The sequence below is a fragment of the Streptomyces sp. NPDC101237 genome (assembly GCF_044767465.1).
Lineage (GTDB): Bacteria > Actinomycetota > Actinomycetes > Streptomycetales > Streptomycetaceae > Streptomyces > Streptomyces gramineus.
The window spans coordinates 86,509-101,171 of record NZ_JBIWNY010000016.1; the positions used below are offsets into that span (position 1 = coordinate 86,509).

A 14,663-nucleotide genomic window follows, 5' to 3' on the forward strand; every position below is an offset into this window, starting at 1 on the left:
ACGATGACCACCGACACCACCGTCCAGGACGCCGCATCCGGCGCCACCGACCCGGGCGAGACCGTCCTCGACGCACGCGGCGTCACCATGCGCTTCGGCGGCCTCACCGCCGTACGCGACGTGAACCTCACCGTCAACAGCGGCGAGATCGTGGGACTGATCGGCCCCAACGGAGCCGGCAAGACCACCTTCTTCAACTGCCTGACCGGCCTCTACATCCCCACCGAGGGCGAGGTCCGCTACCGCGGTCAGGTCCTGCCGCCGAAGTCCTTCAAGGTCACCGCCGCCGGCATCGCCCGTACCTTCCAGAACATCCGCCTGTTCGCGAACATGACGGTCCTGGAGAACGTGCTCGTCGGCCGGCACACGCGCACCAAGGAAGGCCTGTGGTCCGCGCTGCTGCGCGGCCCCGGCTTCCACCGCGCCGAAGCCGCCTCCCGGGCCCGCGCCATGGAACTCCTCGCCTTCGTCGGCCTGGAGAACAAGGCCGAGCACCTGGCCCGGAACCTGCCCTACGGCGAGCAGCGCAAGCTGGAGATCGCGCGCGCCCTCGCCAGCGAGCCGGGACTGCTCCTGCTCGACGAGCCGACGGCCGGCATGAACCCGCAGGAGACCCGGACCACCGAGGAACTGGTCTTCAAGATCCGCGACCAGGGCATCGCCGTCCTCGTCATCGAGCACGACATGCGCTTCATCTTCAACCTCTGCGACCGCGTCGCCGTCCTGGTCCAGGGCCAGAAGCTCGTCGAGGGCGACAGCGCCACCGTGCAGGGCGACGACCGCGTCATCGCCGCCTACCTCGGCGAGCCGTTCGAGAACGCGCCCGGAGACGCGGAGGCCGCCGAGGTCGAGGCGGCCGAGGCGAACGCCGAGTCCCCGACCGACTCCGCGCCCGGCAAGGAGAACGACCGATGACCGCACTGCTCGAAGTAGAGGACCTGCGGGTCGCCTACGGCAAGATCGAGGCCGTCAAGGGCATCTCGTTCACGGTCGAGGCCGGCCAGGTCGTCACCCTGATCGGCACCAACGGCGCCGGCAAGACGACGACCCTGCGCACGCTGTCCGGGCTCCTCAAGCCGGTCGGCGGCCAGATCCGGTTCAACGGCAGGTCCCTGAAGAAGATCCCGGCACACCAGATCGTCTCGCTGGGCCTGGCCCACTCCCCCGAGGGCCGGCACATCTTCCCGCGCATGGCCATCGAGGACAACCTGCGCCTCGGCGCGTTCCTGCGCAACGACAAGCCGGGCATCGAGAAGGACATCCAGCGGGCGTACGAGCTGTTCCCGATCCTCGGGGAACGGCGCAGGCAGGCCGCCGGCACCCTCTCCGGCGGTGAGCAGCAGATGCTCGCGATGGGCCGGGCGCTGATGTCCCAGCCCAAGCTGCTGATGCTCGACGAACCGTCCATGGGTCTGTCGCCGATCATGATGCAGAAGATCATGGCGACCATCGCCGAGCTGAAGGCCCAGGGGACGACGATCCTGCTGGTCGAACAGAACGCGCAGGCGGCTCTGTCGCTGGCCGACCAGGGCCATGTCATGGAGGTCGGCAACATCGTCCTGTCGGGCTCCGGCCAGGACCTGCTGCACGACGAGTCGGTCCGCAAGGCCTACCTGGGCGAGGACTGACACCGGGGTTCGACACGCGGAGGCCCGCGCTCCCTGTCGTGGAGCGCGGGCCTCGGTGTCCCCACGGCGGGGGGTCAGCCCTTGCCGGACTTCTTCTCGTCGTTGTCCGCGATGACCGCCTCCGCGACCTGCTGCATCGACATCCGGCGGTCCATCGACGTCTTCTGGATCCAGCGGAACGCGGCCGGCTCGCTCAGGCCGTACTCGGTCTGCAGCACGGACTTCGCGCGGTCGACCAGCTTGCGGGTCTCCAGGCGCAGCGTGAGGTCGGCGACCTCCTTCTCCAGCTGCTTCAGCTCGGTGAAGCGGGAGACGGCCATCTCGATCGCCGGGACCACGTCGCTCTTGCTGAACGGCTTGACGAGGTACGCCATCGCACCGGCGTCCCGGGCCCGCTCGACCAGGTCGCGCTGTGAGAACGCGGTGAGCATCAGGACCGGCGCGATGGATTCCTCGGCGATCTTCTCGGCCGCCGAGATGCCGTCCAGCTTGGGCATCTTGACGTCGAGGATGACCAGGTCGGGGCGGTGCTCGCGGGCGAGCTCGACGGCTTCCTCGCCGTCACCGGCCTCGCCGACGACGGAGTACCCCTCCTCCTCCAGCATCTCCTTGAGATCGAGCCGGATCAGGGCCTCGTCCTCGGCGATGACGACACGTGTCGTCATCGGAGGCACGTGCGACTTGTCGTCGTCGGGTGCGTCGACTGGCTGGGGCGACTCGGCGGCGGTCACGGGGGCTCCTCGTTCAGGGCAGGGGTACTGCTTGCCAGCAGCCTACCTAGCTGCGCTCGCCGCAGGTGAACCGGTACACTCCTGCAGGGTTGACGAGCCGGGTTGGCGCAACTGGTTGACGCGGAGGTCTCAAACACCTCTGTCCGCGAGGACGTGTGGGTTCGAATCCCATACCCGGCACCTGACAGTGGAGGATCACGTTCGCGTGGTCCTCCACTTTTGTCGCACTCAGCCATTCGCCGGTGACACAGAGTGACCATGGGGCGGCGCAACTCCTCGATTCGAGCCCGCGCGGTCGCGCTCATGCGCCCAGGCGTGCCGAATCGCACCGTGGCGGAGCCACTCGACGTTCCGCGAGGGACCGTCGGCTGGTGGCGCGGCGACGACCGTCGGGCGCGCGGGGAGACATTCACGCGGCCCACCCGGTCCTACTTGGGGCTGTCGTCCTCGCCGATGTGGTGGACGCGGACCATGTTGGTCGAGCCGGAGACGCCGGGCGGGGAGCCCGCCGTGATGACGACGACGTCGCCCTGCCGGCAGCGGCCGTACTTCAGCAGCAGTTCGTCCACCTGGTCGACCATCTTGTCCGTCGAGTCGACGTGCGGCCCGAGGAAGGTCTCGACGCCCCAGGTCAGGTTGAGCTGGGAGCGGGTGGCCGGTTCCGGGGTGAAGGCGAGCAGCGGGATCGGCGAGCGGTAGCGGGAGAGTCGGCGGACGGTGTCCCCCGACTGGGTGAAGGCGACCAGGAACTTCGCGCCGAGGAAGTCGCCCATCTCGGCGGCGGCACGGGCGACGGCACCGCCCTGGGTGCGCGGCTTGTTGCTCTCGGTCAGCGGCGGCAGCCCCTTGGCGAGGATGTCCTCCTCGGCGGCTTCGACGATCTTCGCCATGGTCCTGACGGTCTCGACCGGGTACTTGCCGACGCTGGTCTCGCCGGAGAGCATCACCGCGTCGGTGCCGTCGATGACCGCGTTGGCGACGTCGGAGGCCTCGGCGCGGGTGGGCCGGGAGTTCTCGATCATCGAGTCGAGCATCTGGGTGGCGACGATGACCGGCTTGGCGTTGCGCCTGGCCAGGTTCACGGCGCGCTTCTGGACGATCGGCACCTGCTCCAGCGGCATCTCGACGCCCAGGTCGCCGCGGGCGACCATGATGCCGTCGAAGGCGGCCACGATGGAGTCGATGTTCTCCACGGCCTGCGGCTTCTCCACCTTGGCGATCACCGGGAGGCGGCGGCCCTCCTCGGCCATGATGCGGTGCACGTCCTCGACGTCGCTGCCGGTGCGGACGAAGGACAGCGCGATCACGTCGAAGCCGGTGCGCAGGGCCCATCGCAGGTCGGCCTCGTCCTTGTCGGACAGGGCCGGGACGGAGACGGCGACGCCGGGGAGGTTGAGGCCCTTGTGGTCGGAGATCACGCCGCCCTCGACGACGGTGGTGTGCACGCGGGGGCCGTCGACGTGGGTGACTTCGAGGCAGACCTTGCCGTCGTCGACGAGGACGCGCTCACCGGGGGTGACGTCGTCGGCGAGGCCGGCGTAGGTGGTGCCGCACTGCCCGCGGTCGCCCTGGGCGCCTTCCTCGACGGTGATGACGAAGGTGTCGCCGCGTTCGAGGAGTACCGGGCCTTCGGTGAAGTGGCCGAGGCGGATCTTCGGGCCTTGAAGGTCGGCGAGCATCCCGACGCTGCGGCCGGTCTCGTCGGAGGCCTTGCGGACGCGGTGGTAGCGCTCCTCGTGCTCGGCGTAGCCGCCGTGGCTGAGGTTGAATCGGGCGACGTCCATTCCGGCCTCGACCAGTGCCTTGATCTGGTCGTACGAGTCCGTGGCGGGCCCCAGAGTGCAGACGATCTTTGCTCGGCGCATGCTTCGAGCCTAGGCCTTACCGGCGGGTAGAGAATCGGTCGCACATGACGACCCAACAACCTTTGCGTGAAGGCCTATTGACAAGTGTTGAATTGTGCGGCGGGCCGCTCCGATGAGCATCGCGCATGTTGTGAACGCGGACATGCGGGGGCCAGGGTGTGCGACCTGCCGAGCGGCCGCTTCCGTTTCACAGCCGGGGCGGTGCCATCGTGAAATGGGCGCTGACCTCGGCGGTCACGCGCAGTTGCGGGGGTTCGAGATCGAGGGGTTCGGCGGGGTCGGCGATCTCGGCGGCCGCCGCCATGCGGCGGACCCCGCCGCCGAAGCCGGGCCGGCGCGGCTGGGGACCCTGGGTGCCGGTGTCGGCGAGTTCGACGAGGGCGGCCAGGGAGGTGCCGAGGGCGTCGGCGTACTCGCGGGCGCGCTGGACGGCCTCGGCGACCGCCTGCCGCCTGGCCTCGCCGTGCACGGGTGAGTCGGGGCGCAGCGACCACCAGGGGCCGTCGACCTGGGTGAGTTCCAAGTCGGCGATCCTGGTGGTGAGTTCGCCGAGGACGGTGAAGTCGGTGAGTTCGGCGGTGAGCTGGACCCGGCCCCGGTAGCTGCGGACGCGGTCGCTCCGGCCGCGGTCGGCGAATTCGGGGGCGATGGAGAAGGCGCCGGTCGAGAGCCGGGCGACCGCGTCGCCGTAGGACTTGACGAGGTCGAGGGCGGCGGTGTTGCGGCGGGTGAGGTCGTCCAGGGTGGAGCGGCGGTCGCGGCCGCGGGCGTTCACGGTGATGCCGATCCGGACCAGCTCGGGCTCGACCTGGAGTTCGGCTTCGCCGCGGACGGCGAGGAGCGGGGCGTCGGGCGTGCCGGCCGGCCGGCGGTCCTCGGGTGCCGTTGTCATACGTCCCACTCTGTCACGTCATCCCCGCGTGTGCGCACCGCAGTTCACCCTCCGGGTCACCCGATCGCAACCTCCCGGATCTGTTGCCGTCGGCCCTGGCCGGGCCAGAATCTACGCGCGTCGTTGACCATTTCCCGAGGAGATCGAGACATGCCCTTGAACCGCCGGAAGTTCCTGACGAAGTCCGCCGCCACCGGGGCGGGGGTCGCGGTCGCCGGAGCGGCGGCGGCTCCGGCACAGGCCGCCGGGGCCTCCCGGAAGCCCGCCGGTCACCCGAGGCGGTACTCGCTGACCGTCATGGGCACCACCGACCTGCACGGCAACGTCTTCAACTGGGACTACTTCAAGAACGCGGAGTACACCGACGCCAAGGGCAACGCCATGGGTCTGGCGCGCGTGTCGACCCTGGTGAACCAGGTGCGCGCGGAAAAGGGCCGCCGCAACACGCTCCTGCTGGACGCCGGTGACACCATCCAGGGCACCCCGCTGACGTACTACTACGCCAAGGTCGACCCGATCACCGCCAAGGGCGGCCCGGTGCACCCGATGGCGCAGGCCATGAACGCGATCGGGTACGACGCCGCGGCGCTCGGCAACCACGAGTTCAACTACGGCATCGAGACACTGCGCAGGTTCGAGGAGCAGCTGCGCTTTCCGCTGCTGGGCGCCAACGCCGTCGACGCGAAGACCCTGAAGCCGGCCTTCCCGCCGTACTTCGTGAAGAAGTTCCCCGTGCCGGGCGCGCCGCCGGTGAAGGTCGCCGTGCTCGGCCTGACCAACCCGGGCATCGCGATCTGGGACAAGGCCTACGTGCAGGGCAGGCTGGCGTTCCCGGGGCTCGAGGAGCAGGCCGCGAAGTGGGTGCCCAGGCTGAAGGCGCTGGGGGCGGACGTGGTCGTGGTCTCGGCCCACTCCGGCACCTCGGGCACCTCGTCCTACGGCGACCAGGTGCCCTACGTCGAGAACGCTGCCGCGAACGTGGCCAGGCGGGTGCCGGGCATCGACGCGATCCTGGTCGGTCACGCGCACGTGGAGATCCCGGAGCTGAAGGTCGTCAACGAGGCGACCGGGCGGACCGTGGTGCTCTCCGAGCCGCTGTGCTGGGCCGAGCGTCTCACCGTCTTCGACATCGAGCTGGTGTTCGCCAGGGGCCGGTGGGAGGTGGAGTCGGTGGCGGCCTCGCTGCGCAACTCCAACACCGTCGCCGACGACCCGAAGATCACGCGGCTGCTGCGGGACGAGCACGCCAAGGTGGTGGCGTACGTCAACCAGGTCGTCGGTTCCGCCACCGAGACCCTCACCACGGTCGAGGCCCGCTACCGGGACGCGCCGATCATCGACCTGATCACGAAGGTCCAGGAGGACGTGGTCAAGTCGGCGCTGGCGGGCACCGAGTACGCGGCGCTCCCGGTGCTCGCGCAGGCCTCGCCGTTCTCCCGGACCTCGCAGATCCCGGCTGGACAGGTCACCGTCCGGGACCTGTCCAGCCTGTACGTGTACGACAACACCCTGGTCGCCAAGGTGATGACGGGCGCTCAGATCCGCGCCTACCTGGAGTACTCGGCGGAGTACTTCGTGCAGACGGCCGCGGGTGCGCCCGTCGACGTGGCGAGGCTGACCAACGCGGGCGACCGGCCGGACTACAACTACGACTATGTCTCCGGTCTGCGGTACGAGATCGACATCGCGCAGCCGGCCGGGTCCCGGATCAGGAACCTGACGTGGGAGGGGGCGGCCCTCGACGACGCCGCGCGGTTCGTGCTCGCGGTGAACAACTACCGTGCCAACGGCGGCGGCGCGTTCCCGCACGTGGCCTCCGCGAAGGAGGTGTGGTCGGAGTCCACGGAGATCCGCACCCGGATCGCGGAGTGGGTGACCGCCAAGGGCGTCCTCGACCCGCGGGACTTCGCGTCGGCGGACTGGAAGCTGACCCGCGAGGGTACGCCGGTGTTCTGACGGGCCGACGGGCGCCGGTCCGGGGACCGGCGCCCGCGCCGTTCAGTCGGTCAGCGGGGTGAGCTGGCGGGGCCGCTGTCCGGGCTGCGAGGGGACCCTCTCCTCGGAGCGTTCCAGCCCGAAGGTGGTGAAGGCCGTGCGGGCGGGCAGCGGGTAGGGCTCCTTGCCGGTCAGGGAGTTGAGGATGGCGGCGCTGCGCCAGGCGGCCAGCCCGAGGTCGGGGGCGCCGACGCCGTGGGTGTGCAGCTCGGCGTTCTGCACGTACGCCGATCCGGTGACCGACGGGTCGAGGACGAGCCGGAACCGCTCGTCCACGCGCGGGCGTTCGCTGTTGTCCCGGCGCAGGTAGGGGTCGAGCCCGGCGAGCAGGCGGCCCAGCGGGCGTTCGCGGTAGCCGGTGGCGAGCACCACGGCGTCGGTGGCGAGCCGGGAGCGGGTGCCCTGCTGGAGGTGTTCCAGGTGGAGTTCGATCTTGGTGGTGGCGATGCGTCCTGCCGTGCGGACCTGGACGCCGGGGGTGAGGACGGCGTCGGGCCAGCCGCCGTGCAGGGTGCGGCGGTAGAGCTCGTCGTGGATGGCGGCGATGGTGTCGCTGTCGATGCCCCGGTGCAGCCGTCCCTGGGAGGCGATCAGCCGGTCGCGGACGGGTTCGGTCAGCGCGTGGAAGTAGCGGGTGTGGTCGGGGGTGAAGTGCTCCAGGCCGAGCTTGGAGTACTCCATGGGGGTGAAGGCCTCGCTGCGTCCGATCCAGTGCAGCTTCTCGCGGCCGGCGGGGCGGTGCCGCAGCAGGTCGAGGAAGACCTCGGCGCCGGACTGTCCGGAGCCGACGACGGTGACGTGTTCGGCGGCCAGGAAGGCGTCGCGGTGGTCGAGGTAGTCGGCGGCGTGGACGACGGGCACGCCGGATGCCTCCACCAGGGGCCTGAGCGGGTCCGGCACGTGGGGCACCGTGCCGACCCCGAGCACGACGTTCCTGGTGTAGGTGCGGCCCTGGGACTCGGCTTCCCCGTCGGTGTCGAGCCGGGTGAAGTCGACCTCGAACAGGTCGCGTTCGGAGTTCCAGCGGACCGCGTCGACCTGGTGGGAGAAGCGCAGTCCCGGCAGGCTCCCGGCGACCCAGCGGCAGTACGCGTCGTACTCGGCGCGCCGGATGTGGAAGCGCTCGGCGAAGTAGAACGGGAAGAGCCGGTCGCGGGACTTGAGGTAGTTCAGGAAGGACCACGGGCTGGCGGGGTCGGCGAGGGTCACCAGGTCGGCGAGGAACGGGACCTGGATGGTGGCGTCGTCGATCAGCAGTCCGGGGTGCCAGTCGAAGCCGGGGCGCTGCTCGTAGAAGACGGCGTCGAGTTCGGCCAGCGGGTGGGCGAGGGCGGCGAGGGAGAGGTTGAACGGTCCGACGCCGATGCCGACCAGGTCGCGGGGTGCGTCCGGTTCCTGGTGTGGGGGGTTGGGCAGCGAGCTCATTGGGGCGTCGTTCCTTCCACGAGTTTGAGGAGGACGGCCAGTTCGTCCGGCCGGGTGTGGGGGTTGAGGAGGGTGGTCTTGAGCCAGAGCCGGCCGTCGGGCCGGGCCCGGCCGAGGACGGCGCGGCCGTCGTGCAGCAGGCTGCGCCGTATGCCGGCGACGTCGTCGTCGGTGGCTCCGGCGGGGCGGAAGAGCACCGTGCTGATCACCGGCGGCCCGTAGAGCTCGAATCCGGGGTGGTCCCGGACCTGGGCGGCGAACTCCCGTGCCCGTGCGCACACCTGGTCGACCAGGGCGCCGAGTCCGGAGCGGCCCAGGGTCCTGAGGGTGACCGCGATCTTGAGGACGTCGGGGCGCCGGGTGGTGCGCAGTGAGCGGCCGAGCAGGTCGGGGTAGCCGGCCTCGGTGTCGTCGTCGGCGTTGAGGTAGTCGGCGCGGTGGTGGAGCACGCCGAGTTCGGCCGGGCGGGCGACCGCGAGGAGGCCGGCGGCGACCGGCTGCCAGCCGAGTTTGTGCAGGTCGAGGGTGACGGTGTGGGCGCGTTCCAGACCGGCCAGCTTGTCCCGGTGGCGGTCGCTGAGGACGAGGCCGCCTCCGTAGGCGGCGTCGACGTGCAGGCGGGCTCCGTGGGCCGCGCACAGGCCGGCGATCTCGGGGAGCGGGTCGATGAGTCCGGCGTCGGTGGTGCCGGCGGTGGCGGCCACGACGAACGGTTTCGGCAGCCGGGTGAGGACGGCGTGCAGGGCGCCCGGGTCGAGGACGCCGCCGGGTGCCGGGACGACGACGGGGTCGGGCAGGCCGAGCAGCCACGCGGCCCTGGGCAGCGAGTGGTGGGCGTTGGCCCCGCAGATCAGCCGGACTCCGCCGCCCAGGGCCTCGCGGGCGAGAAGCAGGGCGACCTGGTTGGACTCGGTGCCGCCACTGGTGACCACGGCGTCGGCGAGGCCGATGGTGTGGGCGAGGGTGCGGGTGACCATGGCTTCCAGGGCGGAGGCGGCCGGGGCCTGGTCCCAGGAGTCGAGCGAGGGGTTGAGGGCGCTCGCGGCGAGGTCGGCGGCGGTGGCGACGGCGAGCGGCGGGCAGTGCAGGTGGGCCGCGCACAGCGGGTCGGCGGGGTCGGCCGCGCCCTCCGCGAGGACGGTCACCAGGGTGCGCAGGGCCTCGGGGTCGCCGTGGTCGGGAAGCACGTCCCCGACGGCGTCCGCGACCCGTTCGGCGACCGCCTCGGGGCCGCCGGCGGGCAGCGGTCCGCCGCGGGCCAGGTTGCCGTCGCGCAGCGCGTCGAGCACGGTGTCGAGCAGCGGCCGCAGGGCGTCGGGGCCCTGGGGTCCGGAGGCGAGGGGCGGCGTACTCATGGGTCTCCTCGGGGCGCCGGCCGAAAGGGGTTGTCCGCGGGGGGAGTTCCAGCTTGTACGGAAGTGGGTCTGCGCGTCCTCGAAGCTCAACGATCCGAACCCGAAAGTGGGTACTGCCGTACGGGGAAAACGTGTCGGGGCGGGCCGCGACGGGGCGTTGAGACGGAGGGGGACCGGGGTTAACGTCGGTCGGGTGGTGGACGCGTGGATGATCGACGTGCCCGGTGAACGGGTGCTGGTACGGGAGCCGCTGCCCTCGGACGAGGCGCCGCTGCTCGACCTGTTCGAGGCGTGCGAGGACTGGTTCGTGGCCGCGACGGGACTGCCGTCGGGGCCGGGCGACGTGCAGAGCCTGTTCTACGGGCTGCCCGAGGGCGCCGACCCGGACGCCAAGGTGCTGCTCGTGCTGGAGCGGGACGGGGTCGTCACGGGCCTGGTCGACGCGGTGCGCGACCATCCGGGGCCCGGGGCGGTCGCGGTGGGCCTGTTCCTGCTCGCGCCGTGGGCGCGCGGCCGGGGCCTGGGGCGGGCGCTGGCCGAGTCGCTGCTCGCGCACGCCGAGGGGGTGTCGCTGGTGACGGCGAGCGTGCCGCCGGGGTGGCGGCCCGGCGAGTGCTTCCTGGAGCGCCTCGGCTTCACGCTGGGCGCGGAGGTGCCCGCGGCGGCCGAGGTGGGCAACCGCCGCGCGGGGCCGAGGGAAGGCGGCGTGCGGCGGGCGGAGCTGCGGCCGGCGGCGGGCTGAGGATCCGCGTCAGGACCGGAAGTCGGCCGCGTGGTCGGCGGCCCACCGCGGGAAGGCGCGGGCCGGGCGGCCGGTGATCTCCTCGACCGCGGCGGTGATCTCGGGGGCGACGCCGACGGTGTCCGCGAAGGTTCGCAGCAGGCCCCTGACCACGTCCGGCGGCGTCCCCGGCCAGAGCAGCGGACCGGCCTCCTCGGGCCCCACCTCGACGAAGGCCAGGTCCCGGCCGACGGCCCGTCCGATGGCGGCGATCTGCTCGGTGTTGGTGGTGGCGGCGGGGCCGGTGAGGCGGTGCACGGCGCCCTCGTGGCCGTCGTCGAGGAGGGCGCGTTCGGCGACGGCGGCGATGTCGTCCTCGTGGACGGGTGCCGTCAGCATGTCGGCGAAGACACCGCGGACGGTGTCGCCCGACCGGATCTGCGGCGCCCACTGGAGGGCGTTGGCGGCGAAGGCGTTGGGGCGCAGGAACGTCCAGGCGAGGCCGCTGTCGCGGATCTGCCGTTCGGCGCGGGCGTGCATGGCGTGGATCGGATGGGTCTCGTCGGCGCCGTCCTGGATGATCCCGGAGGAGAGCAGGACGGCCTGCCGGACCCCGGCCGCGCGGGCCGCGGCCAGCAGCTCGGGCATCCGGCCGCCGGCGCCCTGGACGTACAGGAAGACCTTGTCCACGCCGTCGAACAGGGTGTCCAGGCCGTCCGGCCGGAATCGCACCACCTCGGCCCCCTCGGGCAGTGCGGCCCGCTCCGGGGCGCGGGTGAGGGCCCGTACGGGCTGTCCGGCGGCGACCAGACGGCCGACGAGCGCTCGGCCGACGTTGCCGGTGGCACCGGTCACTGCGATCACGGTTGTCTCCTCGGGCTGTGGTCGTCGTCGGGGACCGAGCGTAGAAGAGCCGGCCGGTCCCCGCATCGTCGTCGGGGACCGGCCGTGGTCGTGTCGTGCTCCGTCGGAGGTCCTACGCCTCGCGGACCCGCAGCGCCCGCTCCAGGTCGTCGAGTTCGTCGGTCAGGCGGCGGCGCAGGGCCGTGACCGGGCCGGCGTCGCGCAGGCAGTCGCGGCCCAGCGCGAGGTTCTCGGCGTCGACGAAGTGGGCCGGGAAGGCCTCCCGGCCCGCGGCGACCGCGATGGCGGGGCCGCGCCGGGCGGCGACGGCGACCGCGTCCTGGTAGTAGCGCGGCACGTACTCCCGGACCAGGTCGGCCTGTTCGGGGTGCCAGAAGCCCTGCGCGGTGGCGGTGAACAGGTAGTTGGACAGGTCGTCGCCGCCGAACATCGCCTCCCAGGCCCTGGCCTTGGCCGCGGGGTCGGGCAGTGCCGCCCGGCAGCGGGCGGCGCCCTCCTGGCCGCTGGCGCTGGGGTCGCGGGCCAGCTCGGCGGCGATCTGCGCCTCGTCGGTGGCGCCGAGGACGGCGAGCCGGGCCAGGATCCGCCAGCGCAGTTCGGGGTCGAGTTCGGGGCCGCCGGGCACGGTGCCGTCGGCGAGCCAGGCGGCGATGGTGTCGGGCTGGGCGGCGGCCCGGATGCAGTGCCGTACGGCGATGAGCCGCAGGCCGGGGTTGTCGCCGTCCTCGGTGCGGCGGATGAGGTCGCGGCACAGGGCGGAGACGGTGGCGAGGGCGGCCGGGCGGTCCTCGGGCCTGAGGTAGCGGTCGACGACGTGGACCGTGGTGAAGGCGAGCACGCCCTGGACGAGGGCGAGGTCGGTCTCGCGCGGGAGGTGGACGCGGGCGGTCTCCAGGTACTCGGCGGCCGGGATTCCGCCGTCGCGGACCGCGTCCCGCAGGGCGTTCCACACCACGGCGCGGGTGAGCGGGTCGGGCAGGCCGGACAGGTCGGTGCGGACGGCCCTGGCGGAGTCGGCGTCGAAGCGGACCTTGGCGTAGGTCAGGTCGCCGTCGTTGAGCAGGAGCAGCGCGGGGCGCTTGCCGAGGGGCTGCGGGGCGCTCTGCGGGAGGTCGAGGTCGACGCGTTCGCGCAGGGTGAGGCCGCCCGCGTCGGTGAGGTCGCGGTCGTAGACGCCGACGCGGATGCGGTGCGGGCGGCTGCCGGCGCGTTCGACGGTGAGGGTGCGGGTGCCGTCGGGAGCGGTGGCGAGGGCCGGGGTGAGGGTGTCGACGCCGGTGGTGCGCAGCCAGGCGTCGGCCCAGGCGTGCACGTCGCGTTCGGTGGCGGCGGCGAGGGAGTCGATGAAGTCGGCCAGGGTGGCGTTGCCGAACCGGTGGCGCCGGAAGTGGATGTTGATGCCGGCGAGGAAGTCCTTCTCGCCCATCCAGGCGACCAGCTGGCGCAGTGCGGAGGCACCCTTGGCGTAGGAGATGCCGTCGAAGTTGAGGAGGGCGGCGGCGGTGTCGTCGACGGCCTCGGGGGCGACCGGGTGGGTGGAGGGGCGCTGGTCGGCGTCGTAGCCCCAGGCCTTGCGGGCCACGCCGAAGTCGACCCAGGTGTCGGTGAAGCGGGTGGCCTCGGTGAGGGTCTGGTAGCCCATGTACTCGGCGAACGACTCGTTCAGCCAGATGTCGTCCCACCACCTGAGGGTGACGAGGTCGCCGAACCACATGTGGGCCATCTCGTGGGCGATGACCATGGCGCGGGTCTGCCGCTCGGTGTCGGTGACCGCGGAGCGGTAGACGAACTCGTCGCGGAAGGTGACCAGGCCGGGGTTCTCCATGGCGCCGGCGTTGAACTCGGGGACGAACGCCTGGTCGTAGGAGTCGAAGGGGTAGGGCTCCTCGAACTTCTCGTGGTAGCGGTCGTAGCAGGCGCGCGTGATGTCGAGGATCTCCTCGGCGTCGGCGTCCAGGTGCGGGGCGAGCGAGCGGCGGCAGTGGATGCCGAAGGGCAGGCCGCGGTGCTCGGTGCGCACCGAGTGCCAGGGGCCGGCGGCGACGGCGACCAGGTAGGTGGAGACCGGCGGGGTGGCGGCGGCCCGCCAGCGGCCCTCGCCGAGGTCCTCGGTGACGCCGTTGGCGAGGACGGTCCAGTCCTCGGGGGCCTTCACGGTCAGCTCGAAGACGGCCTTGAGGTCGGGCTGGTCGAAGGCGGCGAAGACGCGCTGGATGTCGTCCAGGAAGAGCTGCGTGTAGACGTAGGTCTCGTCGTCCGTGGGGTCCGTGAAGCGGTGCATGCCCTCGCCGGTGCGCGAGTAGCGCATCGAGGCGTCGACGCGCAGCTCGTGCTCGCCGACGGTGAGGTTCTTCAGGGGCAGCCGGTCCTGGTCCAGCGTGCCGGGGTCGAGCGGCTGTCCGTCGAGGCTGACGGACCGCAGTTCGGCGGGCTTCATCTCGACGAAGGTGTCGCCGTCGGACCGGGCCGTGAACCGGATCACCGTGCGGGAGTCGAAGGTCTCGTCCCCGGTGGTCAGGTCGAGGTCGATCGTGTAGCGGTGGACGTCGAGGAGCTCGGCGCGGCTCTGCGCTTCGTCGCGAGTCAGTACGGACATGCGGGCCATGCTGCCCGATGACACCGGCGACGCACAGAGGCGGGGGTGGTACGCGGCTTATGTCCGGTCTCTGGGCGGGTGGCGGCGAGGTCGGCGCTGGTGGGGCGCGGTGCGGCGCGGTGCTGCCGACGGAAGAGCCGCCGGGGCGCCCCGCGGGGCGCGCGCCCCGGTCAGTGCGCCTGCGCCGCTCCGTCGCCCGTGGTGTCCTCGGCGATGGACTCGTGGTGCCTGATCACCTCGGCGATGATGAAGTTCAGGAATTTCTCCGCAAAGGCCGGGTCGAGCTTGGCGTTCTCGGCGAGGGCGCGCAGCCGGGCGATCTGGCGGGCCTCGCGTGCCGGGTCGGCCGGGGGCAGCCGGTGGACCGCCTTGAGGCGGCCGACCTGCTGGGTGGCCTTGAAGCGTTCGGCGAGCATGTGGACGACGGCCGCGTCGATGTTGTCGATGCTGTCGCGCAGCCGGCCGAGCTCGGCGCGGACGGCGGGGTCGACGTCACCGTTACCGGTGTTGCTGGAGGTCATGGGCGTCCACCCTAAGGGGACGGCGGCGTGATCACTAAGGGCCTCGGCACGGCCCGCGTCGCCGGGCCCG

12 protein-coding genes and 1 tRNA gene are annotated in these 14,663 nt (G+C 71.9%); 5 read left to right on the plus strand and 8 right to left on the minus strand.

Translation table 11 applies throughout. From position 1 onward, the window contains the following. Positions 1–3: 3 nt before the first annotated feature. Positions 4–915: an ABC transporter ATP-binding protein gene (locus tag ACIRQ9_RS24345; RefSeq protein WP_404177151.1), complete on the plus strand. Its 912-nt coding sequence runs from the start codon at positions 4–6 to the stop codon at positions 913–915. Continuing rightward, complete coding sequence (locus ACIRQ9_RS24350) at positions 912–1,628, plus strand: ABC transporter ATP-binding protein (protein ID WP_404177154.1); 717 nt, start codon at positions 912–914, stop codon at positions 1,626–1,628. Before ACIRQ9_RS24345 ends, ACIRQ9_RS24350 begins: the two co-directional genes overlap by 4 nt. Before the next feature lie 74 nt (positions 1,629–1,702). On the opposite strand, the gene ACIRQ9_RS24355 is transcribed toward ACIRQ9_RS24350, so the two are convergent. Next, a complete protein-coding gene (locus ACIRQ9_RS24355; protein WP_404177157.1) occupies positions 1,703–2,359 on the minus strand; it encodes an ANTAR domain-containing response regulator in 657 nt (218 codons plus the stop codon). 96 nt (positions 2,360–2,455) lie between these two features. On the opposite strand from ACIRQ9_RS24355, the gene ACIRQ9_RS24360 reads away from it, so the two are divergent. After that, positions 2,456–2,539 (plus strand) — tRNA-Leu (locus ACIRQ9_RS24360). A 248-nt stretch (positions 2,540–2,787) separates the two neighbouring features. Here ACIRQ9_RS24360 and pyk read toward each other — a convergent pair. Both pyk and ACIRQ9_RS24370 read right to left on the minus strand, forming a co-directional pair. Further along, positions 2,788–4,224, minus strand: a complete 1,437-nt coding sequence (gene pyk, locus ACIRQ9_RS24365) for a pyruvate kinase (protein WP_404177160.1) — start codon at positions 4,222–4,224, stop codon at positions 2,788–2,790. Positions 4,225–4,411: 187 nt separating this feature from the next. Further along, positions 4,412–5,116 (minus strand): SIMPL domain-containing protein, encoded by a 705-nt coding sequence (locus ACIRQ9_RS24370; protein ID WP_404177163.1) that lies wholly within the window; start codon positions 5,114–5,116, stop codon positions 4,412–4,414. Positions 5,117–5,266: 150 nt separating this feature from the next. On the opposite strand from ACIRQ9_RS24370, the gene ACIRQ9_RS24375 reads away from it, so the two are divergent. Continuing rightward, complete coding sequence (locus ACIRQ9_RS24375; RefSeq protein WP_404177166.1) at positions 5,267–7,072, plus strand: bifunctional metallophosphatase/5'-nucleotidase; 1,806 nt, start codon at positions 5,267–5,269, stop codon at positions 7,070–7,072. 42 nt (positions 7,073–7,114) lie between these two features. On the opposite strand, the gene ACIRQ9_RS24380 is transcribed toward ACIRQ9_RS24375, so the two are convergent. Continuing rightward, complete coding sequence (locus tag ACIRQ9_RS24380) at positions 7,115–8,536, minus strand: lysine N(6)-hydroxylase/L-ornithine N(5)-oxygenase family protein (protein ID WP_404177169.1); 1,422 nt, start codon at positions 8,534–8,536, stop codon at positions 7,115–7,117. Continuing rightward, the gene (locus ACIRQ9_RS24385; RefSeq protein WP_404177172.1) at positions 8,533–9,891 is read right to left on the minus strand and encodes a pyridoxal phosphate-dependent decarboxylase family protein; all 1,359 of its coding nucleotides are present in this window, start codon (positions 9,889–9,891) and stop codon (positions 8,533–8,535) included. The genes ACIRQ9_RS24380 and ACIRQ9_RS24385 overlap by 4 nt, the downstream gene beginning before the upstream one ends. A gap of 193 nt (positions 9,892–10,084) precedes the next feature. Here ACIRQ9_RS24385 and ACIRQ9_RS24390 point away from each other — a divergent pair, with 193 nt between their 5' ends. Then, positions 10,085–10,633, plus strand: a complete 549-nt coding sequence (locus tag ACIRQ9_RS24390) for a GNAT family N-acetyltransferase (RefSeq protein ID WP_404177175.1) — start codon at positions 10,085–10,087, stop codon at positions 10,631–10,633. Between the two features lie 9 nt (positions 10,634–10,642). Here ACIRQ9_RS24390 and ACIRQ9_RS24395 read toward each other — a convergent pair whose 3' ends face one another. From ACIRQ9_RS24395 to ACIRQ9_RS24405, 3 genes are all read right to left on the minus strand, one after another. Next, positions 10,643–11,476, minus strand: a complete 834-nt coding sequence (locus ACIRQ9_RS24395; protein ID WP_404177178.1) for an NAD(P)H-binding protein — start codon at positions 11,474–11,476, stop codon at positions 10,643–10,645. Between the two features lie 112 nt (positions 11,477–11,588). Next, positions 11,589–14,072 (minus strand): aminopeptidase N, encoded by a 2,484-nt coding sequence (gene pepN / locus ACIRQ9_RS24400; RefSeq protein WP_404177181.1) that lies wholly within the window; start codon positions 14,070–14,072, stop codon positions 11,589–11,591. Positions 14,073–14,242: 170 nt separating this feature from the next. Beyond that, positions 14,243–14,593 (minus strand): chorismate mutase, encoded by a 351-nt coding sequence (locus ACIRQ9_RS24405; protein ID WP_404177184.1) that lies wholly within the window; start codon positions 14,591–14,593, stop codon positions 14,243–14,245. Positions 14,594–14,663 lie beyond the last annotated feature (70 nt).